This window comes from Streptomyces roseifaciens, assembly GCF_001445655.1.
Lineage (GTDB): Bacteria > Actinomycetota > Actinomycetes > Streptomycetales > Streptomycetaceae > Streptomyces > Streptomyces aureoversilis.
Genome location: NZ_LNBE01000003.1, coordinates 2,168,078 through 2,187,784 on the forward strand (window position 1 = coordinate 2,168,078; position 19,707 = coordinate 2,187,784).

Sequence of the window (19,707 nt, forward strand, 5' to 3'; positions counted from 1 at the left end):
CGTCATGCCCGAGTTCATACCCTCGTCGCGGTCGAGTCTGAGTACGGATGCCGCACGGAATCTTGCGCACACGACCAAGTCCGTACCGCAGATGCAGAGCATCTCCTCGCGCCGGCTGCTCAGGATCCTGCCCTGGGTGCAGGTGTCGGGAGGCACATACCGCGTGAACCGGCGCCTGACGTACACCCTCGGCGCCGCGCGGGTGGAGCTGGATGTCACCGGTTCCCGAGTGCGCATGATCCCCCAGGAGCCGAGAGAGATCCCGTTGCTGCGTGACTTCACCGACGACGAGGTGCTCAGGGCTCCGGCCAATGCCTTCGAACAGCGCGAGGCGGCCGCCGGAAACGTGATTTCCCACGCTGGTCGGCAGCAGGCCGAGCGGCGAGGCGTCGCCGACCGCGTGTGGTTCCACCTGCGTAACATGCTCGACACCGGTCCCACGGGCTCGCGGTACGCGGTGTGGACCGACGAGACGACCATGTACGTCGACCTGGACGAGGCGTTCGCCAAGTTCGCCCGGCTCCTGCCCCGCGGCGGACGCTATGTGTGCATCACCGGCTGCTCCAACGACGTGACCGGCGGCCGCTCCCAGGCCGTCAGCCACATCGACAGCCACTTCACCTGCAACATCCACCTCAGAAGCGCCTACTTCAAAGCCCTCGCCGGCCACGGGCTCGTCCCGATCACCGTGACCAACCTGTCCGCGCAGACCCTGCCCTACTGGGAACTGCGTGCTCGCTCCACCGTCGACACAGGCATCGAGCAGTCGTTCCCGACCGCCTACCGGGAAGGCAGCTTCCACTACCTCCTCATCGCCGCCGACCACACCTGATGCGGGGCCGGATACGCCCGGTGAAGCCTGCGTCAGGTGGTGGCGAACCACGCTTGAGCGAGCGAAGGAAGCGTGCCCTCGGCGGGTACGCCCAGTTCCCGCATGTACCAGGGGAGGTTGCTGTACACATGCAGCAGCGTGTGGGCGAGCAGCACGGTCGGCTCGAAGGCGCGGCCGTACGACTCGGTGAGACGGGCCAGCAGCTTCGGATCGCCACGGGTGACGAACAACCCGACACCGACGAAGTCGTACGCGCGGTCACCGATCATGGTCGGTTCGAAGTCGAAGAGGCCGGTCAGGCGCCACCCGTCGGGATCGACGAGGAGGTGTTGCCGCATGACTTCTGTGTGGAGGAGCGAGCGCTGCGGGGCCCGGGGGAGGGAGACCGAGGCGAGAAAGTCCGGTATCTGCTCCAGCCAGTGGTCCGGTAGCCCGCGTGCACGTTGCTGTTCCACGGCGCCGTCGCGTCGGCCGTCCAGGAAGGTTCCCCAGTCCCCTGGGCCCAGGACGTCCTCAAGAGGGGCGGGATCGAGTGAGTGGAGCACGGCGAGGGCTTCGCCGGTCTCGGTCACGAGCCGTTCACGGTCGGCCCGCGGGATGCCGTCCCAGGCCTGAGCCAGATTCCGGCCGGGGAGCCGGGACATCAGCACGTACTGCCAGCCGTTCTCGTACGGGCCGAACTCGCGCACCTGCGGCGTCGCCACCGGCAGCCGCCCTTGGAGATACGACAGGACGCGGCCTTCGGTGATTCCGTCCTCCGCTGCGGCGCCGGGAAACAGCTTGAGGACGTGGTCGTCGCCCACCGCGTACACCGGCTGGGAACCGTCGGGAAAACGCGTGAGGGGCTCGCCGGCCAGGCCGAGGCGCGCGCACAGGTCCTCGGCTCCCGGCCGCATAACCGTTTCGTCGGGGACGACGGCGTCCCACTCTTCATCTGTATCCACCGGCGGAAGCATGAGCGCACCGTAGACAGCGCGCTTTCCGGCCGGCAACAGGGTTTCTGGATCATGGCGTCCCCGGGGGCTGGACTGCCCGCGGCCACGATCGCGACACTGCTCGACCGCCGACTGGACGGCCCGGCCGGGACACCGCGTCGCCTTGCTGGTCCCTGCCGACCTTGCGGCACGTCCTCGCCAGCGGGGCGGCCCTGCCGTACCCGGTCCTGGAGCGTCTGCGCGTGTGCCTGCCCGCCGGCGCGACCGTGCACAGCGTCTACGGGGCCACCGAGGCCTTGCCCATCAGCATGATCGGCCACCATGAGCTGCTGCCTCTGCGCCCCGTCACCACCTCGGGCTCCGGGGTGTGTCCGGAGCGCCCTTTGCCCGGCGTCACCGTGCGCGTCCTTCCCCTGGACCCCGTCCCCTCGGGACGGCTGGGCACGGTGGGAGAGCCGGCCGTCGCCGGGCCCAACGTCAGCCCTGCCTACCTGGACGGCACCGTCGGCCGGGCGTCGGAGCCCCACGACCGGGAAGGCGGGCACCTCCACCGCATGGGCGACGCCGGCAGACTCGACGAGCAGGGACGCATCTGGTTCCACGGCCGCATCGCCCACCGAGTGCGCACCGCGGCGGGTGACGTGCGCGGGTGCTGTTCCACCCGTCGCTGCCCATGGACCATCGCCACGGCACCAAGTCCGACCGCATGCGGCTGACGCGTTGGGCCGCGGCTCGACGCACGACGCACCACCTGAGAGCCGCACCCGGCGTCTCCCGGGCCATCTGGACTTCCGGGGGCATCCGGACCTTACGAGGGCGGCTGCCCGGTGACGGGAGCGGCGTGCGGGTGGGTCACTTGGGCGGCAGCCCGGCCGTGGCGTCCCAGGCCGCCTTCAGCCATTCGTCCAGGACGTCGTCGTCGAGGACCTCGCCCGCCACGTACGCCCAGCCGTGCGAGGTCCGGCCGCGGAATTCGTAGGGCCGCGCGCCGGGCTGGGCGAGGGCGTCGGCCATGTCGTCGGGGTCGACGCGTACGAGCAGGTCGTCCCCGAACACCCCGGCCACCGTGTTCCCCCGGTCCAGGAAGCAGACCGCGCCGAACATCTTCTTCTCGGCAACGTCCAGGTCGGCCCGTTCCAGGTGCCGGCGGACTCTGTCCGCCAGCACCTCGTCGTAGGCCATCGGGTCAGCCGCCGAACTGCCAGAGGAACCACTGGTTCCCCCACGGGTCCTGGACGACCGCGACCGAGACCGGGCCCTTCTGGCGCTTGGGGGCCAGGACCTTGCCGCCGTTGCCCTCGACCGCGGCGATGGTGGCGTCGATGTCGTCGGTGCCCAGGAACGGCATCGCCTTGCCCGTCTTCCAGAACTCCGCCAGGTCACCCGACTCCGGGTTGCCCTCCCACATCAGGCCGACCTGAGCGCCGCCGTCACCGGTTCCCATGATCGGGTAGCCGGGGATGTCGATGTCCACGCTCCACCCGAAAGTCTCGGTGTAGAACTTTCGCGCCTCGCTGTGGGCCGCCTGCGGCACCGTGATGTCCACCAGGTTGCAGGGATTCGCCTTAGCCATCGTTCTTTCCTTTCGATGTCCGATATAGATCATTTGCTCACGTTTTCGCGACATCTTCACTCTAGCTCATCAGTACGGACGACCGTACCAATAGCTCATCCAAAGAGTGACCCGGATCGCATTCGCGCATGCAGAAGGCCCGCCGTCGACGCGGCGACGGAACTCTGCGTTCCTGCGCGTCGGCGGCGGGCCTTCTGCAATCCGCTGCGGGCCGGGCTATGCGGGCGCGGGCGTCACTCCCAGCGCCTGCCGCAAAACCGTGAGGACCTGCTCGCGGTCCGGAGGCTCGGGCGCGGTCATCACCTGCAGGCACAGCCCGTTCATCAGCGGCGGAATGCACGCCGCGAGCACGGGCCCCACCGCCGGGGTCATCGCCTCGACGCTCTCCCGGGTCAGGCGCGCGGCTGCCTCCCGCAGGGCCGGACGGCGCAGCGCCGCGAGGTACAGCTCGAACTCCACGACCATCCCGGTCCGGCCCTCGCCCAGGCAGGCCATGACGGAATCCGCCAGCGCCTCGGCCAGCTGCTCGCGGGTGTCCTGTGCATGCTCGGTGGCCCACTGGCGCACGAAGCCGGCGAAGCGGTCCGCGGCCCGCTCGAGCGCGGCTTGGACGAGCGCCTCGCGGTCGGCGAAGTGGTAGGTCGTGGAGCTGAGCGAGACGTCGGCCCGCTCGGCGATCGCCCGGTGACTGAGGCCCTCCAGGCCGCGTTCTGCGATCAGCTCCTCCGCGACCTCGGCGATGCGCTCCCGGCGATTCGGGTCGTGCCGGCGCGTACGGCGCGGGCGCCGCTCGGCCTCATCCACCACGATCATTACCCCTTCCCGAGCGTTCATTGGTACGGACGTACGTAACATGTCAGGGTTGCAGGGTAACGGGTGGCCGACCGGGCCGGTCCGCCTGTCGTACGGGCGAGCCCTACGAGGGGCCTCGGCGGTTCTCCCGCCAAGCCGCGAGGACCGTGTCGATGTCGTAGGGGGAGAGGTTCAGCGGTGCGCCGGGCGGGGGCATGCGGAGGGCGGCGGTGATCTTGTCGTTGATCCCGGCGATGATCCGCCGCACCTCGCGCTCCGTCCTGGCTTCCACGGCCGAGGCGAGGGCGTCCTCGGCCTCCTTGCGCAGGGCGAGCGCCGGCGGGAGGAAGGAGATCTTCTCGCGCCGCATCTTCTCCTTGATCCACCAGTCCTCGTCGTACGGGCGCTCCAGGCCGGGCAGCGGCTTGCCGAACCCCGGCAGGTCCTTGAAGGCGCCGCGCTGTTCGGCTTCCCGTATCTGGCGGTCGGTCCACGATTCGAATTCCATGCCGCGGGGTTTGCGTTCGGTCACTGCTCGCTCCTCCGCCGCTCGGCCCTGCCGTCTCTGCCTCCAGGATCGCAAACACCGGGCCCCGGCCCGGAGCCGACCGGCTGCGGCCCCCGGTCGGCCCGCAGCCGGTAGGGGCCGAGCTCCCAGTGCCAGTCGTTGCGCAGGACCAGCGCCGCGAGATCGAGGGAGGTGAAGGGGATGCCCCGCGCGATGTCCCGTACATCCGGCCAGGTCAGCTCCCTGGAGGCCAGAGCCGCACCGATTCTGCGCTCCAGCTCCGGGTCGACCGGGTGCCGTACGAGATCCGCGCGCGTGCGGGCGCCGTCGGTGACCAGGAGACCCCACCCCTTGCGACGGCACAGCCCGGCCGCGGCGCGGTGCTTGGCCTGGTTGATCGCGAGCGGGATGTCGCCCCGCGGCTTGGCCTCGATGAGCACGGTGCGGCCGTCGGTGGTGACGGCCAGGAAGTCGGGGTAGTACGAGCGCCGCCGCCCGGCGTGGGTGTAGCCGAGGGCGAGGGGCTGCTCCTGGAAGTAGGCGACCTGGTCGGCGTGGTCCAGGAGCTGGACGACCCGCAGCTCCGTCACCGACTCGTACTGCACTTCGCGCCCCAGCTTGCCGCTGAACCAGACGCCGGAGTGCTCGCGCTGCCGCACGCTGCGCCGGGCCGCCAGCTCTTCCCGGGCGGGGGCGGGACCGGGACCAGAAGCACCGAACCAGTCGGCCGCCTCGGCCAGCGCCGCCCACCGGCGTGACGCGCGCTCCCGGCGTTCGGCCGTCCTTTGCTGCCGCCGCTCCTCCTTGTGCCGCTCGGCAAGCGCCGTGACGGCCTCCTTGAGGAGACTCCGGGCCTGTTCGTCGCGGTACCCGGCGAGACGTGCCAGGACCAGGCCGCCGGGGTCGAGCGGCACGCCGGGCAGTGCCACCTCGGCGACGGCCGGCAACCGCTGCGCGACAGGGGTGTCGTGCGCGCGTTCGGGGCCGAGGAGGTCACCCAAGGCCTCGCGCAGGGCGACGGTGGCCGGCTCGCGGCTGCCGAGCATCCGGGTGATGCCGCGGGCCTGCAACTGGCTGATGCGCTGCCGCGTCCGCGAGAATTCCTGCCCTATGGCCTGCTGAGTGGACGGCTCATGGCCCTCGAGCCCCAGCCGCCGGCACAGCACGGAGTGGGCTCGTGCGTCACGCAGCTCGTCGACGGCCGCGGCCACCAGGTCCCGCAGCACGGTCGCCGTGCCGGCACTGTCACCGGCCACTGCTTCCCAGGACAGGTCGGTGGTCGCATAGCCCGGGCAGACGGTGTCCAGCAGCCAGGCCTCCAGCAGGAGCCGGCCGTCGGCCTGCCACAGCCGCTCGGCGACCGGGCGCAGCGCCTCGACCGGGAAGGCGCCGAGGGCCCTGAGCGGCTTCCTGGCCAGGAACTCGGCACGGCGCTCGGGCGACAGGCGGTGTCCGGTCACCTCCTGCCAGACGCCGGCTATCGCACTCGGCTCGCAGACCGAGGGCCGCTCGCGCTTCCCCCGCAGGCCCGCTGCCTCCCGCTCCTTCCTGGCAGCCGCCCGTAGCTGACGGTTCTCCGCGAGCCGCGCCTGCCAGTCGTACGCCCCCGAAGCGAGCCGTTCGGTCAGCCACGCGACGGCCGCCTCGCCATCGGCCGCCTCACCATCAGCTGCCTCGTCCGGCGGAACCAGTTGCCTGGCCGCCCAGCGCATGGCAGTGATGCTGCGCTGGTGCCGGTCCGCCAGCTCCTCGACGCTCAGCCCTCCGGCGATACCGTCGACGAGCCGTCCGTACTCCTCGGCACTCCAGCTGCGCCCCCTGCGCTCCGGCACCGGTATGTCGTCCACGTCACCGTCCACCTGCAAGCCCCCCACTCTGCACGCCTATTGCCGGCCACGAGGCGGTGGCCTGCGTACGGGAGTATGGCCGATGCGTGTTCGCGGAAGCGGGGAGGATGGCTGCCTCATCGCGCGGCGAGGCCGTCAAGGCGGCCGGCGCCCGGGCCTGGTAGGCCCGGCCTGCTTGCAGGCGACGCACTGCTGTTGCGCGGACGGGCCGGTGCCCGCGGACGGTCCGGTGCCCGCCCGCGCAGCGGTGCCGTTACCTCAGGGCGATCTCGGCGACCTTGGACCGGACGTAGGCGCGGGCCGTGACCGGAGGGTGGGGTACCCGGCCGATCGGGGCGGGGAGCGACTCGACGACGGTGTCCGGGTCGCAGTCGTAGAAGTAGACCAGGGACATCAGCTCCTCGGACGGGGCGTCGGCGGGCGGAGCCAGTACGCGGTGGCGGCCGGAGCGCCAGCGGTCGCCGGTCCAGCGGGCCATCAGGTCACCGATGTTGACGGTGAGCGCGTCGGGGTCGTAGGGGGCGTCCTGCCAGCCGTCGTCCTCGGTGTGGACCTGCAGACAGCCCTTGCCGGGCTGCCGGTCGAGGACCGTGACGGTGCCGAAGTCGGTGTGCGGGCCGACACGGAACTGGCCCGGCTGCGGTGTTCCCGCGGTGGTGATGGCGGGATACCAGTTGAGGGTCAGGGTCCAGTCGGGGCGGGTGGTGTGGCGGGTGAAGAAGTCGAGCGGCCGGCGCAGGGCCGCCGCCAGGAGTTCGAGCAGTTCGTCGGCGAGCGTTCGCATGGAACGTACGTACCGCGCGAGGAGGGGCTGCAGCTCCGGGGACCAGGACGGCCAGGCCTCCGGCAGCAATCCGGGCACGGGGCGCTCGGCAGCGGCGTCGTACGGGCCGGGGGCCATCGACCAGGTCTCCACCAGGTCGGGCGGTGTGATCAGGCCTTCCGCCCGGCCGGTGGCCACCGCTCCTGGGCCGCTCCAGCCGTACTTGCCGGCCTCCGCCAGGAACGGCAGCTTGATGTCGGCCGGTTGGTGGAAGAAGGTGCGGGCCGCGGCGCGGATCGCGGCAGGCAGGTCGGGGTGGACGCCATGGCCGGTGACGAGCAGGAAGCCCGCTCGCGCGAGCGATTGGTCGACGGCGGCGGCGAGACGATCGCGGCTCCGGCGGTCGCCGGTCCGCCACAGCGAGAGGTCGATCGTAGGAATGATCGTAGGAATGGTGGAAGCACTCATGCTGCTCTTCTCCTCATTGTCCTGCCGCGTCCGCGGTGGTGAAGCGGCCCGGTCATGGTCGTCCGACGGGCGGGCGCCGCCCAGCCGTTCGCCGGGAAGCGGGAGGAACAGGCGATTCCGGCCCGGTGAGACGGGAGAATGCGGCAGGCTGCGGGCCCGGTCGGTGCCCGGGCCGTCTATCGTCGGGTCCTGTCGTGGAGTTCGCGAGTTCGCGAGTTCGCGAGTTCGCGAGTTCGCGAGATCACGAGATGGCGTGAAGGCACGGGAGGGGAGGCCGCAGTGGTGGGCTCGGGCTCGGGCACCTTCGACGCTCTGGAACTGGGGCTGTTACAGGCCCTCCAGCTCGACGGGCGCGCGGCCCTGAGCCGCATCGCACGCCGTCTGGGCGCCTCGGAACGCACGCTGGCCCGCCGCTACAGCCGACTGTGCACGCTGGGCCTGCGCGTCGTCGGCCAGCCCGTCCCGGCACGGCTGGGCATGACCCGCTGGCTGCTGCGCCTCCACTGCGCCCCCGACTCCGCGGGCTCCGTCGCCCAGGCCCTGGCCCGCCGGCCCGACACCAGCTGGATCTCGCTGGCCTCAGGGGGCACCGAGCTGTACTGCGCCCTCACCACTTCGACGCCGCACGAGCGGGACGCCCTGCTCCTGGAGAAGCTGCCCCGCACCCCCGGACTGACGGGCGTCGGCGCACACTGCCTGCTACGCGTCTTCACCGACATCACCAGTACGTGGTACGCCAGCGGCATCCCGTTCGGCCCGGCCGATGGCCACGAAGGCCGCGTCCCGGCCCCTGCCTTGAGGACCCTGGAACCTCCCGAGCCCCTGTCCCTGGACGCCACCGACCGCGCTCTCCTCACCGAGCTGGCCAAGGACGGCCGGGCAGGCCTGCCCGAGCTCGCGGCCGCCACCGGCCGCTCGCCCTCCAGCGTCCAACGCCACCTCGAACACCTCAAGTCCCAGGGAGCACTGGGCTTCTCCGTGGACTTCGCGCCCCGGCACCTGGGTTACCACTTGATGACTCACTTCTGGCTGCGAGTGGCTCCCGGCGACGTCTCGGCCGTCGGCCGTGCCCTGGCCGTCCACCCCGAAATAGCCTTCGCAGCCGCCACCACCGGTCCGCACAATCTCGTGGCCAGCGGAGTCTTCCGCGGCAGCCACGACCTCCACCACTACCTCGACCACCGCATCGGCTCGCTCCCCGGCATCCAGGCCATCGAGACCGCCCCCATCCTCCGCGAGGTCAAACGGCTGGCCTTCGGCGCCCGGCTTCTTCCGGGCCTCAGCGCTCAGCTGCCTTGACCTCAATCAAGCTTGAGGTGCGAACCTGGGCGGCATGAACAACGCCACTTCCCCTGCTGGGGGCCCTTTCGCTTCGCCCGTGGGTGCCGCCGATCCGCGGCATGCCGACGTCCGTCCGCTGTCCGGCACTGCACTTGATGCGCTTGCCGCGGAGATTTCTGCGACGGCGACCGTTGTCGGTATGGGGGAATCCACTCGCTTTTCCCGGGAGACTTTCGGCGTGCGGGACCAGCTCTTCCGCCGGCTGGTCCAGGACCACGGGTTCCGGGCGCTGGTTGTTCAGGACAATGCTGTCGTTGCCGCTCGCCTAGACCGGTACGTACTCGCCGGTGACGGCTCGGCCGGTTCCGCTCTCGAGGGTGCCTGGCGGCCCTGGCGTACCCACGAGATGGTCGCGGCGCTGGAGTGGATCCGGGAGTACAACCGGGACCACCCGGACGACCCCGTCCGCATCTTCGGCGTGAAACCCGCACAGGCGCAGGCCGAGGACTACGACGCCGTGCTTGATCACGTCCGTGAGTCGGCCCCGGAACGCTGGGCGGAGGTGGCCTTGCACCTGGAGGTGATCCGCAGCGCACACCACACCGATGAGCACGTGCAGCGTGCCCGGGGAACGCATCCGGGACGCCCCTTCGCCGACCATGCCCGCGACGCGCTCGCGCTGATCCGGTCACTGCCCGGCTCCGGCGCCGGCCCCGGCTCCGGCCCTGGCCCCAGCCCCAACCGCGCCCATGGCGACGACATCCTGGCGCGGATGCGTCTGATCGTGGACTTCCATGAACGCAGCGTCGCCGGGCGACGCAGTTACGTGGGTGAGGACGCCGTATGGGCCGATGCCATCAGTGGCCATCAGCGCCGGACCGGCCTGCGCATGGTCTACTGGGACGGCATCGCTCATACGTCGGCGACCGAGGCAACCCTGGGCCTGGCTCCCGAGCGTGCTCCTCAGCCCACCGCCGGCAGTCTGCTCCGCGAGCGTTACGGCGACGGGTACGTCTCTGTGGCGATCGGCTTCCATCACGGGGACCTCGGCGCGGTGGTCGTCCCGGAGCCGTCCGGGGATCTGATCGACGCGGCGCTCGGCGCGGCGGATCTCCCCGCCCACTGGCTGGACCTGCGCGACGACGCCGTACGCCGCCGGTGGGACGGCCCGGCGAAGGCCCGCGTCATCAGTGGCGTCTACGACCCTTCCCGCGATGCCGCCGAGCACATGGTCGTTCCTTCTCTCGCTGACGCCTTTGACGTGCTCATCCACATTCGCGAGGCATCCGCGGTGCGATGGCTGGCATGAGTTGTGAGTCGTGGCGCTGCGGCAGTCAGGCAGCCGAAGGGTTCAGCGTGCGCGCGAAGGCGGTGAGGGCTGCGAAGTCGTCGTCGAGCAGCCCTCGTCGCGGGTCGACGTGGCGGAGCATGGCCGGGCTGTCGTGATGCTGTGCCACAAAGGCCTGGTCGGCGTGGCCGACGTCGTCATCGACCCAGGCGAACGCGCTGACGGCGGCGTGCGCGAGGAGATGGCGGGCCTTCCGGAAGGTGCCGTCCGGCCCCGCGTCGTGCATGGTGGGCCAATCCACCACAGGCAGCTCCGGCAGGCCGAGAACGGGCGCGATGAAGGAATTCGCCTCCGTCCCCCAGGTGGTCGCCCACACCAGGTCGTACAGGTCGCTCAGATGTCCGCCGGACGAAGCGGCTCTCTAGCGGATCAGCTCGCGGAAGCGGGCCACCAGCGGGTTGGGCGTATTGCGACGCCAGACCAGGGAGTTGGAGGTGGTGGCACCGGCGAGCGGGCGCGGGGTGACGCCGGTGCGGTGCAGCACCCGGTAGGAGTCGGCGAGCACGGCGGCGCCGAAGCCGGCGGCGGCCAGCGCCAGGAGCGTCTGCACCGTACGGGCCTCGGCGGCGATCCGCGGGACGACTCCTGCCTGCCGGCACAGGGCGGCGATCTCGTCGTACGACAGCGGTGAGACTTCCCGCGGCCACAGCACCAGGGGTACGTCGCCCAGTGCCGTGAGCGGCAGTTCGCCGTCGCCCGCGGCCAACGGGTGTGCAGCGGGAAGGAAGAGCGTGAAGGGCTCGCGCCACCATTCGCGTACGGCGAGGCGTTCGTCCTGCGCGGGCAGCCGCTGCACGGCGAGGTCGCAGCGGCCTTCCAGTACCTCGGCGGACATCCGGGCGTCGTCGAAGCTCTCCACCAGGCGCAGCTCGACGTCGGGGAGCGTCTCGCGGACGGTGCGCAGGGTGGCGCCGAGCGGCCCGTTGATCCCGGACCCGGCGAAGGTGATGGTCAGCCGCCCGCGCAGCCCCTGCGCCGCCAGCCGCACATCCTCCTGGGCGGCTCGGGCTTCGGCGAGGATCACCCGGGCGCGGGCGAGCAGCGCCTCGCCCGCCGGGGTGGGGGTCATGCGACGGCCCTCGCGGCGGAACAGCGGGGTGCCCAGGCGGCGTTCGAGGTCGCGCAGCTGGCGGCTGAGCGTCGGCTGGGTGAGGTGCAGGCGCTCGGCGGCGGCGACGAGGGTGCCGGTTTCGGCTACGGCGACGACATAGCCGAGGACTCTGATCTCCATGTATGCCTCCTGGGCAGACATTGTCTGCTCGGGACTGCCTTGCAGGCAAGCAAGTGCGCGGGCAGAGTGGATCACGTCAAGCAGTCGGCAACAGCGAAACGAGGACCCCGATGACCACCTCCGCTTCCACCTCCACCACCAACTCCACCCCCGTCCGGACCGCCGCCCTCCACACCGTCGAGGCGTACTTGGAGGCATTCGGCCACGGCGACATGGACGCGGTGTTCGCTCTGCTCGACCCGGAGGTCGAATGGTTCGTCCCGGGTGACGCCGCGCTGGTCCCCTGGGCAGGGCGGCGCACCGGGCACGCGGCGATGCGCGAGTGGTTCCCCATGCTCGCCGGCGCCGGGGAGCGGAAGGACTTCGAGCTGTACGGGATGACGGCGCTCGGCCCGGACCAGGTCCTGGTGAACGGCCGGTTCGTCTTTCGCATGCACGCCACCGGCGAGGTCTACGACGACGAGTTCGTCCTGCGCTTCACCGTTCGCGACGGGCTCATCACCGCCTACCGCATCTACGAGGACTCCCTCGCCCTCGCCCGCGCCTACCGGGGCTGAAGGAGCTCGGCGCCGCGGGGCGCAGCCGCATCTCGGCGGAGGACGCCGCCGTCGCCCTGGTCGACGAGGCGGAACTACCGCGCTTCGTCCAGCGCCGCTTCACGGCCGGCTACTGACAGGGGCCTCGGTGAGGCGGAAGCGTGCTGCTCGGAGTCGCCCCACGAGGTGACGGTCACTTCGTCGCCGACGGAGACCTTGCCGGGCCGGAGCACGGCGAGCTTCGTACCGAAGGAGACTCCGCCCTGGGCGGCCCGCCGGTAGCCCGCGAGGGTGCGCAGTGGTTCCGGGCCCGCTTTCTTCGCCGACTCCTGTTCGACCAGGGTGACGGCACAGCGGATGGCGAGCTTTGCGTAGCCCAGTTCGGTCGTGCCGATCCTGAGGACGTGGGCCCGGTCCTCGGTATGGGGCTCGGGCCAGCCGTCGATCACGATGTTCGGGCGGAAGCGGTTCATGGGCAGCGGCGCCGTGCCGCGTTCGGCCAGCTTGCGGTTGAGCAGCTCGAGCGTGGAGCGTGAGATGACGTGCAGGGCGCAGCTGTCGGCGTAGCCGGAGGTGCCCGGTGTCCTGCCGTCGGTGACTCGATCGTGCTCCGGCGGCACACGCACCAGGCGGCTGGGGGTACGGAGCACGTCGGACAGCCATGCGGCGGCCGTGTCGCCCTGGTCGATGCCCTGGTAGGCGGTCCCGAACAGGTCGACCGGCCGGCGGGCACCCGAGGCGTCCACGGGCAGGTCCAGCGCCTCGGTGTCCGGCGCGCGGAGGGTGAGCCGTACGCCGTCGTCGCTGATGGCGGGTCGGATCAGGGCCAGCCGCGGGTCCCGGCGCTGGGTGCGGAAGACGCCCTCCTCGCTGATGACCATGAAGCTCCGGTCGTGCGCGATCCCGGCGGGCGTCAGGGAAGCCTCACGGGTTGCCACGCCGGCGCACCCCTTGATGGGGTAGTACGACATCTCGACTACGTGGGCGGCCATGCCGTGTCCCTCCGGCTCTCTAGCGGGTGACGAGTGCGAGGGCGAAGCCGTCGTGGCCCTTGGCGCCGACGGTCTGGATGGCGGTGGCGGTGAGGCGGGGGTGCTCCGCGATCAGCTCGGTGAAGCGGCGGACGCCCTGGATGTGGGGGTCGGCACTGGCCGGGTCGGTGACCGCGCCCGCACGGACGACGTTGTCGCCGATGATGACGCTGCCGGGCCGGGTGAGCTTCAACGCCCACTCCAGGTAGGCCGGGTTGGAGGGCTTGTCGGCGTCGATGAAGACCAGGTCGAACGGGTCCCGGCCCTCCTCTGCCAGCCGGGCCAGCGAATCCAGGGCCTTGCCGACGCGAAGGTCGACGACGTGGTCCAGTCCGGCGCGGGAGATGTTGGCGGCGGCTACGGCGGCGCACTTCTCGTCGGCCTCGAGAGTGACCAGGCGTCCGTCCGCAGGCAGGGCCCGGGCGAGCCAGATGGTGCTGTAGCCGCCGAGGGTGCCGATCTCCAGGACCGTGCGGGCGCCTTGGAGCGTCGCCAGCAGGTTCAGCAGCTTGCCCTGGTTGGGGGCGACCTGGTGCGGGGGCAGCCCTGCCGCTTCACTGTCCGCGACGGCTGCGAGGAGGGCGCCGTCCTCCTCGACCAGCAAGCCGTTGAAGTAGTCGTCGACGGCGGTCCAGGTCTGCTGGGACACGTGGATTCCCTTTCGATACGCAATGCGTTCCGAAGGCGAACCTACTATGGACGTACGACAGTCGGCCAAGCGTTTGCTGCTCCGCACCAGGCGTTCCTCGCTGTCGCGGCCCGCAGTGGGCCGCGACGTGTGCTCAGATCTCACCGACCTCCTCTACCGCCACCTCACCAGGTGACCGGGATCCCGGCAGGCATGATCGCCATCCGGTTGGGGTGCCAGGGCACCTCCGCCGCCGGTACCGCGAGGCGGATGCCGGGCAGGTGGTCGAGGAGGACGCGGAAGGCCGTGTCGGACTGGCGGCGGACGAGGTGCGCGCCGGGGCAGTGGTGGCGGCCGTAGCCGAACCGCATGTGGGGGTTGGGGGAGCGGTCCGGGTCGAAGGTCTCGGGGTCGGAGAACGCGGCCGGGTCGAAGTTGACCGCGTCCAAGGACAGCAGGACCAGGTCGCCCTCGTTGATGGCAGCGGAGCCGAGCTCAGTGTCCTGGGTGACGTAGCGCGGGATGGCGTTGCCCAGGACGACGCTGCACCGCAGCAGCTCCTCCACGCACTGCGGCATGGTCTCGGGGCGGGCCCGTACCGCGCTCATCACGTCCGGCTTCTGCAGGAGGTTGACTGCCGCCACGCCCAGGAAGCTCGCGAAGTCCTCGTAGCCGCTGACGAACAGCACCGCGACGATGTTGGACAGCTGCCGATCCGTCAGCCCCTTCCCCTCGGCGTTGAGGTCGGCGAGGCGGTCCGCCAGGCCGCGCGGCTCGCCGGGGCGGCGGCCGGCCATGTGCTCCTGCATGTGGACACGGATCTCCTCCCAGTTGCGGGCGAGCTCCTCCGGCGTGAACGTGACCATGGTCAGGTCCATGTCGGCCCGCCGGGCCAGCCACTCGCGGTCCGCGAAGGGCAGGCCGAGCAGCCGGCACATGCACTGGGCGGCGACCCACTCCGCGAAGTGCCGCTGCAGATCGCCCGGTGAGCCGTCCCGGACCATCGCCTCCAGGCCTTCACGGGTGACGTCGGCGACCCAGTCGGCGGGGAGCTCCGGCTGGTTGCGGCCGAGCGCCCGGAGCACCTCGTCGCGCAGCCCGGCCTTCTGCAGGTGGTTCATGGCGTCCAGCAGCTCGGGCGCCAGGATCTGGGCGTCCTGCGTGGGGCTGTCGGCCTCGCCCAGCACGGAGCGCGCGAAGGCCCGGTCCCGCAGTACGTGCTGGGTCAGCTCGTAGCCGGTGACCAGCCACGCCTCCCCGCCGGAGTTGGTGCTGACCCGGGCCACGGGGCAGCGGCCGCGCAGTTCGGTGAGCTCGGGGGCGAGGCGGTCGCCGTCGGTGCTGAACGGATAGTGCGGAAGCGGCTCCTCGCGCGGAGCGTCGTCGGTCATGGGCGGCTGTGGTGCGGTCACGTCGTACGAACCTCTCTTCTGGGGTCGAGCGCGGTGCGGTGTTCCGGCGGAACGGATGAGGAGGACGGAACGGGCGGCGCGGGAAGGGTCACCAGCGCACCGGCAGCCGTGCCGGTGCGCGCAGCGGGGTCGTCTCGTCCCAGGGGACCGACTCCGCCGGCACCGCGAGCTCGATGCCGGGCAGCCGCTCCAGCAGCACCTGGACCGCAGTGGCGAGCTGCAGCCGGGTCAGGTGCCCGCCGGTGCACGTGTGCGGGCCGTGGCCGAACGCCACGTGGGCGTTGGGCGACCGGGTGAGGTCGAGCCGGTCGGGGTCGGCGAACGCCTCCGGGTCGCGGTTGGCCGAGGCCGGTACGGGGACGACCGCGTCGCCGGCGCGGATGTGCTGCCCGTGCAGGGTGAAGTCCTCCTTGGCGACGAGGATGTTGATGGCGTTCATCAGCGGGATGTAGCGCAGCAGCTCTTCCACGGCCGTACCGATGCCTGCCGGCTCGTCCTGCAGCCGTCGCAGCTGATCAGGGTGGGTGAGCAGGGTGAACAGGGCGTTCCCGGTGTGCTGCATGTTGGTCTTGTAGCCGGCCATGAGCATGGTGACGACGAAGCTGACGACGTCGTCCCGGGTCAGCTCGCTGCCGGGGCGGCGGCTCTCCGCAAGCAGCAGGTGGACGTAGTCCTCGCCCTCGCCCTCCTGCTCCTTGCGGGAGATGAGCTCCGACGCGTAGTCCTGCAGCGCGTAGAGCGCCGCCAGCACCTCCTCCATCGACAGCCCGGAGGCGCTGAGCAGGGTGAGGGTGTGCGGGAGGTAGAGGTCGCGGTCCTCGTGCGGCAGCCCGACGGTTTCGCACAGCACGCGCAGCGGCAGCGGCTCGACGTACGCGGAGACGAGGTCCGCCGTGCGGTCCGGGGCCCCGGCCACCATCTCGTCGAGCAGTTCCTCCCCCATGGCCCTGACCCGCGGGCCCATGAACTCCAGCCGCCGGCGGCCGAACAGCGGCAGGACGGTGCGGCGCACCCGCTCGTGGTGTTCCCCGGTCATCTCCAGGAACGTCGGCAGGCACGGCGGCGGCGCGTCGTCCCCTTCGCGGGGCGGCCAGGCCGACAGCAGCGGACGCTCCAGACGGGGATCGGCGAAGGCGGCCCGCACGTCCGCGTACCGGCTGATCAGCCAGCCCGTCTCGCCGTTGGGCAGCTGTGCCTTGACCACGGGCTGTTCGGTGCGGAGCCGGGCGTAGGCGCACGGCGGCCCGGCGGTGCCGGGCTCCACGGCCGGGACCGGGATGAGGGCTTCGGTGGCGCTCGTGCCGACTTCGGGGGCGCTCATGACAGTTCCGCGGCCATCCGCAGGGGTTCCGAGGTCGTTCGTTGCGGTTTCCAGGTCACTCATGCGATGGCCTCCGCGGAGTCGCCGGCGGGACGGGCGATGTAGCCCGAAGTGAAGAAGTAGTCCAGGTAGCGGTCGAGCAGGGCGGAGTCGACCGGCGGGCAGTCCAGCCCGCTGCCGGCCAGCGCGGCCTCGGCATTGCGCCGCCCCAGCACCGGGAACGTGTCCTTGAGGTACATCTCCTTGACGGACATGTCCGCCGTACGGCTGCGGTCGACGCACAGGGACACGAACGGGGCCGTGGCGCTCGTCGGGTGCTCGGCGACGTGCCGCACCAGCTCGCCGACCCACTGCGCGTACGGCAGCGTCCGCAGCGGGAAGCCCGCCGCGCGCATCCGGTCCAGGACGTCCGACAGCATCGCCGGGCGGGGGTTGGTGAGGTGGTAGACGCGCCCGTCGGCCGGCCCGTCGACGGCGATGTGGACGATCGACTCGGCGAGGTAGTCCACCGGGACGAAGTCCATGGGCAGCTCGATGTCGGGAGCCAGCCCGGTCTCGGCGATCGTCTTGAACAGCGAGCAGATGGCCGTCTCGGTGTTGCACACGCCGTGCGTCCGGTCGCCCGTCACCTCGTACGGCCGGTACACCGCCACCGGCAGCCCTTGCTCCGCCGCCTGCTGCAGCACCCCCTCGGCGACCCACTTGCTCTCGGCGTAGCCCATGGTGAGCCCGTCCGCGTGGGCCAGCGGCAGGTCCTCGTCCACCTCGCGCGCCCCTGCCGGGCCGAACCCGGCGAGGACGGCGACGGTCGAGACGAAGTGCACCGGCACCCGGCGCGGTGCCGCGATCCGGACGACCTCCCGGGTACCGTCCACATTCGCCGGGCGCAGCTCCTCGTACGGGTAGAGGAAGTTGACCCGGGCGCCGTTGTGCAGCACCAGGTCCAGAGTGCGGGCCAGCTCGGCCCTGTGTTCGTCCGGCAGGCCCAGCCCGGGTTCGGTCAGGTCGCCGGGGAAGCACTCCACGCGCTGCCACGCGGCCTCGTCCGGGTGGAGGCCGTAGCGGGCGAGCGCGGTGCGCACCCGTCGTTCGGCGTGCGTCCGGCTCGACGCCCGCACCGGGCAGTGGACACGCGCCGCGGTCGAGCGCAACAGCCGGTCTAGGAGGAAGGCGCCGACGAATCCCGAGGCGCCGGTGAGCAGGACGTTCCGCGGGTCCCGGGGGCGCGGGGCCGGTCCTTCGGCGGGCGGGAGGTCGAAGCCGAGACCGGCCTCCTTCTCGAAGTCGACGGTCGGACCGGCCGGCGTCACGGATCCGCCGCGCGCCGCACGTACGGCCGCAGCGAAGCTCTCCAGCGCGGGCGCGGCCAGCAGCGCCCTGATCAGGCCGGAGCCCAGGGAGGCGTCCAGGTCCAGGACGGCGAGGGTGCGGGTGACGGCCTCGGAGGCGAGCAGGGAGTCGCCGCCGAGGAGGAAGAAGTCGTCCTGGGGCGCGGGCCGGACGCGCAGCACCTGCTGCCAGACCTCGGCGAGGACGTCGAGCATTGCGTCGGCCTTCGTGCCGTCTACGTCAACAGAGGCGGGGGTGGTTTCGGGGCCCGGGGCAGCGGCCTTGAGCCGGGCGCGGTCCACCTTGCCGCCGCTGGTCACCGGGAAGTGGCCCATGGGCACGAGCACCGGGACGGCCTGCGGCGGCAGCCACTGCGCACAATACGCGCGTAGATCCGGCAGAGGGAGAGGCCGACCGAGCTCGGCAGCGGTGACGTACGCGGTCAGCGCCCCTTCCTCGGCCTCGACGACGGCCTCGCCCACCGCGGGGTGGGCCCGCAGCCGCGCCTCCACCTCGTCCAGTTCGATGCGTATGCCGCGCAGCTTCACCTGACGGTCCAGCCGTCCCCGGTATTCCAGCAGTCCACCGGCCGTTCGCATCACCCGGTCGCCGGTCCGGTACAGCAGCCCGTCCGGCTCCACCGCGGGTATCGATACGAAGCGCTCGGCGGTCAACCGCGGGTCGCCGAGGTAGCCCAGGGCCAGCCCGTCCCCGCCGACGTACAGCTCGCCCTCCTCGCCGGGTGCCGCGAGCGAGCCGTCCGCCCGCAGGACGTGGCAGACGGAGGCGCCGAAGGGGCGGCCCAGGGGGACGTGCGTGGCGTCCTCGGGCAGCGGGCGCAGCACGTGGGCGGTGGAGACCACCGAATTCTCGGTCGGACCGTAGAAGTTGACCACCGTGGTGCCGGGACAGGCCGCGAGGACGGCGTTCGCCAGCCGCGGGTCCATCGCCTCGCCGCCTGCCGAGACGAACCGCAGCCCCGAGAGCGTCTCGGGGCGGGTGCGGGCCACGAGGTGGAAGACGCTGGTCGTCAGGTAGGCGACCGTCACTTCCTGCGCGCGGAGCAACTGCTCCAGGGCGGGAGGCGAGAGGAGTTCCTCCCGGTCGGCGATGACCAGGCAGGCGCCGGTGAGCAGCGCGCCCCAGATCTCGATCGTCGAGGCGTCGGAGGACAGCCCGTAGGCGTGCAGGACCCGGTCCTCCGGCCCCGGCGGCGGCAGTTCGGGCTCGGAGAGGACGAGGCGGACCACGCCCCGGTGCGGTACCGCCACCGGCTTGGGCCGGCCGGTCGTGCCGGAGGTGAAGACCACGTAGGCGCGGTCGGTCGCGGACGGGGTGCGGGCGGGACCGGCTAAGGATTCCGGGGCGCCGCCCCCGTTTCCGTCCCTGTCGTCGAGCCCTATGTTCACGCGCAGCCCGCGCACCGGGCGGGCGCTGCCCGGCAGAGTCACGGTGGCGCGCAGCCCGGCGTCCTCCGCCATCGCCCGCAGCCGGGCCGGCGGCAGGTCCTCGTCGAGCGGTACGTATGCGCAGCCGGCCTTGAGGATGCCCAGGAACGCCACCAACGCCTCCAGCGAGCGGCTGCCGCGCACGCCCACCAGGTCGTCCGGCTCGACCCCCTGTGCGAGTAATCGTTTCGCCAATGCGTCCGAGCGGGCGTCGAGTTGCCCGTAGCTCAGGGTGCGCTCCCCGTGCCGGGCCGCCGGTGCGTCGGGCCGGGCGGCCGCCTGAGCGGCGAACAGTTCGGTCAGGCTGTGATCCCGGGAGTAGCGGGGCGGGGGCGTGCCGTCCGTCAGGGATGCGGGGCGGGGGGAGAGGGATGGCGAAACGGTGGTGTCGGTCATCGGGCTCTTCGGTCCTTCTCGTTCGGAC

General features: G+C 71.6%; 19 protein-coding genes and 1 pseudogene. 6 read left to right on the top strand and 14 right to left on the bottom strand.

Features of this window, described 5'->3' with window-relative positions; all coding sequences use genetic code 11:
* Positions 1 to 4: 4 nt before the first annotated feature.
* Positions 5 to 832 (top strand): ECF-type sigma factor family protein, encoded by an 828-nt coding sequence (locus tag AS857_RS40665; RefSeq protein ID WP_216823976.1) that lies wholly within the window; start codon positions 5 to 7, stop codon positions 830 to 832.
* A 32-nt stretch (positions 833 to 864) separates the two neighbouring features.
* Here AS857_RS40665 and AS857_RS15075 read toward each other — a convergent pair whose 3' ends face one another.
* Positions 865 to 1,788 (bottom strand): phosphotransferase family protein, encoded by a 924-nt coding sequence (locus AS857_RS15075; RefSeq protein WP_058043602.1) that lies wholly within the window; start codon positions 1,786 to 1,788, stop codon positions 865 to 867.
* 161 nt (positions 1,789 to 1,949) lie between these two features.
* Here AS857_RS15075 and AS857_RS15080 point away from each other — a divergent pair, with 161 nt between their 5' ends.
* Entirely contained in the window at positions 1,950 to 2,483 is a 534-nt protein-coding gene (locus AS857_RS15080) for an AMP-binding protein (RefSeq protein WP_058043603.1), read from the top strand.
* A 136-nt stretch (positions 2,484 to 2,619) separates the two neighbouring features.
* Here AS857_RS15080 and AS857_RS15085 read toward each other — a convergent pair whose 3' ends face one another.
* From AS857_RS15085 to AS857_RS15110, 6 genes are all read right to left on the bottom strand, one after another.
* On the bottom strand, positions 2,620 to 2,949 hold the full coding sequence (locus AS857_RS15085) for a TfoX/Sxy family protein (RefSeq protein WP_058043604.1): 330 nt from the start codon (positions 2,947 to 2,949) through the stop codon (positions 2,620 to 2,622).
* 4 nt (positions 2,950 to 2,953) lie between these two features.
* Complete coding sequence (locus tag AS857_RS15090) at positions 2,954 to 3,340, bottom strand: VOC family protein (protein WP_058043605.1); 387 nt, start codon at positions 3,338 to 3,340, stop codon at positions 2,954 to 2,956.
* A 216-nt stretch (positions 3,341 to 3,556) separates the two neighbouring features.
* Positions 3,557 to 4,153, bottom strand: a complete 597-nt coding sequence (locus AS857_RS15095; protein ID WP_058043606.1) for a TetR/AcrR family transcriptional regulator — start codon at positions 4,151 to 4,153, stop codon at positions 3,557 to 3,559.
* Between the two features lie 103 nt (positions 4,154 to 4,256).
* Positions 4,257 to 4,664, bottom strand: a complete 408-nt coding sequence (locus AS857_RS15100; RefSeq protein WP_058043607.1) for a DnaJ family domain-containing protein — start codon at positions 4,662 to 4,664, stop codon at positions 4,257 to 4,259.
* Positions 4,661 to 6,487 (bottom strand): TnsA endonuclease N-terminal domain-containing protein, encoded by a 1,827-nt coding sequence (locus tag AS857_RS15105; RefSeq protein WP_144440825.1) that lies wholly within the window; start codon positions 6,485 to 6,487, stop codon positions 4,661 to 4,663. Before AS857_RS15105 ends, AS857_RS15100 begins: the two co-directional genes overlap by 4 nt.
* Before the next feature lie 253 nt (positions 6,488 to 6,740).
* A complete protein-coding gene (locus tag AS857_RS15110) occupies positions 6,741 to 7,718 on the bottom strand; it encodes an isopenicillin N synthase family dioxygenase (protein WP_173864756.1) in 978 nt (325 codons plus the stop codon).
* A 279-nt stretch (positions 7,719 to 7,997) separates the two neighbouring features.
* Between AS857_RS15110 and AS857_RS15115 the strand changes: the two genes are divergently transcribed.
* A complete protein-coding gene (locus tag AS857_RS15115) occupies positions 7,998 to 9,017 on the top strand; it encodes an Lrp/AsnC family transcriptional regulator (RefSeq protein ID WP_245699846.1) in 1,020 nt (339 codons plus the stop codon).
* Positions 9,018 to 9,051: 34 nt separating this feature from the next.
* The gene (locus AS857_RS15120; protein WP_079110352.1) at positions 9,052 to 10,308 is read left to right on the top strand and encodes an erythromycin esterase family protein; all 1,257 of its coding nucleotides are present in this window, start codon (positions 9,052 to 9,054) and stop codon (positions 10,306 to 10,308) included.
* A gap of 25 nt (positions 10,309 to 10,333) precedes the next feature.
* On the opposite strand, the gene AS857_RS15125 is transcribed toward AS857_RS15120, so the two are convergent.
* Both AS857_RS15125 and AS857_RS15130 read right to left on the bottom strand, forming a co-directional pair.
* Entirely contained in the window at positions 10,334 to 10,591 is a 258-nt protein-coding gene (locus AS857_RS15125) for a hypothetical protein (protein WP_216823977.1), read from the bottom strand.
* Positions 10,592 to 10,708: 117 nt separating this feature from the next.
* A complete protein-coding gene (locus tag AS857_RS15130) occupies positions 10,709 to 11,578 on the bottom strand; it encodes a LysR family transcriptional regulator (RefSeq protein WP_058043611.1) in 870 nt (289 codons plus the stop codon).
* Positions 11,579 to 11,688: 110 nt separating this feature from the next.
* On the opposite strand from AS857_RS15130, the gene AS857_RS15135 reads away from it, so the two are divergent.
* Together AS857_RS15135 and AS857_RS41355 are read left to right on the top strand one after the other, a co-directional pair.
* On the top strand, positions 11,689 to 12,135 hold the full coding sequence (locus AS857_RS15135; protein ID WP_058043612.1) for a nuclear transport factor 2 family protein: 447 nt from the start codon (positions 11,689 to 11,691) through the stop codon (positions 12,133 to 12,135).
* A gap of 11 nt (positions 12,136 to 12,146) precedes the next feature.
* Positions 12,147 to 12,251: pseudogene (locus tag AS857_RS41355) on the top strand (NAD(P)-dependent oxidoreductase); the annotation flags it as partial.
* Here the strand turns inward: AS857_RS41355 and AS857_RS15140 are convergent.
* The 5 genes from AS857_RS15140 to AS857_RS15160 form a co-directional block, all read right to left on the bottom strand.
* Positions 12,210 to 13,106 (bottom strand): MOSC domain-containing protein, encoded by an 897-nt coding sequence (locus AS857_RS15140; RefSeq protein ID WP_079110354.1) that lies wholly within the window; start codon positions 13,104 to 13,106, stop codon positions 12,210 to 12,212. The pseudogene AS857_RS41355 and the gene AS857_RS15140 overlap by 42 nt on opposite strands.
* 19 nt (positions 13,107 to 13,125) lie before the next feature.
* Positions 13,126 to 13,794 (bottom strand): O-methyltransferase, encoded by a 669-nt coding sequence (locus tag AS857_RS15145; protein WP_058043613.1) that lies wholly within the window; start codon positions 13,792 to 13,794, stop codon positions 13,126 to 13,128.
* A 164-nt stretch (positions 13,795 to 13,958) separates the two neighbouring features.
* The gene (locus AS857_RS15150; protein WP_245699848.1) at positions 13,959 to 15,185 is read right to left on the bottom strand and encodes a cytochrome P450; all 1,227 of its coding nucleotides are present in this window, start codon (positions 15,183 to 15,185) and stop codon (positions 13,959 to 13,961) included.
* Between the two features lie 88 nt (positions 15,186 to 15,273).
* The gene (locus AS857_RS15155; protein WP_058043615.1) at positions 15,274 to 16,506 is read right to left on the bottom strand and encodes a cytochrome P450 family protein; all 1,233 of its coding nucleotides are present in this window, start codon (positions 16,504 to 16,506) and stop codon (positions 15,274 to 15,276) included.
* Positions 16,507 to 16,565: 59 nt separating this feature from the next.
* Positions 16,566 to 19,679, bottom strand: coding sequence for an amino acid adenylation domain-containing protein (locus tag AS857_RS15160; RefSeq protein ID WP_058043616.1), 3,114 nt, complete (start codon positions 19,677 to 19,679; stop codon positions 16,566 to 16,568).
* Positions 19,680 to 19,707 lie beyond the last annotated feature (28 nt).

Bases quoted from the DNA above. Each gene is read 5' to 3' on its own strand.
- AS857_RS40665 (WP_216823976.1), top strand. From the start codon at position 5: ATGCCCGAGTTCATACCCTCGTCGCGGTCGAGTCTGAGTACGGATGCC.
- AS857_RS15075 (WP_058043602.1), bottom strand. From the start codon at position 1,788: ATGCTTCCGCCGGTGGATACAGATGAAGAGTGGGACGCCGTCGTCCCC.
- AS857_RS15085 (WP_058043604.1), bottom strand. From the start codon at position 2,949: ATGGCCTACGACGAGGTGCTGGCGGACAGAGTCCGCCGGCACCTGGAA.
- AS857_RS15090 (WP_058043605.1), bottom strand. From the start codon at position 3,340: ATGGCTAAGGCGAATCCCTGCAACCTGGTGGACATCACGGTGCCGCAG.
- AS857_RS15095 (WP_058043606.1), bottom strand. From the start codon at position 4,153: ATGATCGTGGTGGATGAGGCCGAGCGGCGCCCGCGCCGTACGCGCCGG.
- AS857_RS15110 (WP_173864756.1), bottom strand. From the start codon at position 7,718: ATGAGTGCTTCCACCATTCCTACGATCATTCCTACGATCGACCTCTCG.
- AS857_RS15120 (WP_079110352.1), top strand. From the start codon at position 9,052: ATGAACAACGCCACTTCCCCTGCTGGGGGCCCTTTCGCTTCGCCCGTG.
- AS857_RS15130 (WP_058043611.1), bottom strand. From the start codon at position 11,578: ATGGAGATCAGAGTCCTCGGCTATGTCGTCGCCGTAGCCGAAACCGGC.
- AS857_RS15135 (WP_058043612.1), top strand. From the start codon at position 11,689: ATGACCACCTCCGCTTCCACCTCCACCACCAACTCCACCCCCGTCCGG.
- AS857_RS15140 (WP_079110354.1), bottom strand. From the start codon at position 13,106: ATGGCCGCCCACGTAGTCGAGATGTCGTACTACCCCATCAAGGGGTGC.
- AS857_RS15155 (WP_058043615.1), bottom strand. From the start codon at position 16,506: ATGAGCGCCCCCGAAGTCGGCACGAGCGCCACCGAAGCCCTCATCCCG.
- AS857_RS15160 (WP_058043616.1), bottom strand. From the start codon at position 19,679: ATGACCGACACCACCGTTTCGCCATCCCTCTCCCCCCGCCCCGCATCC.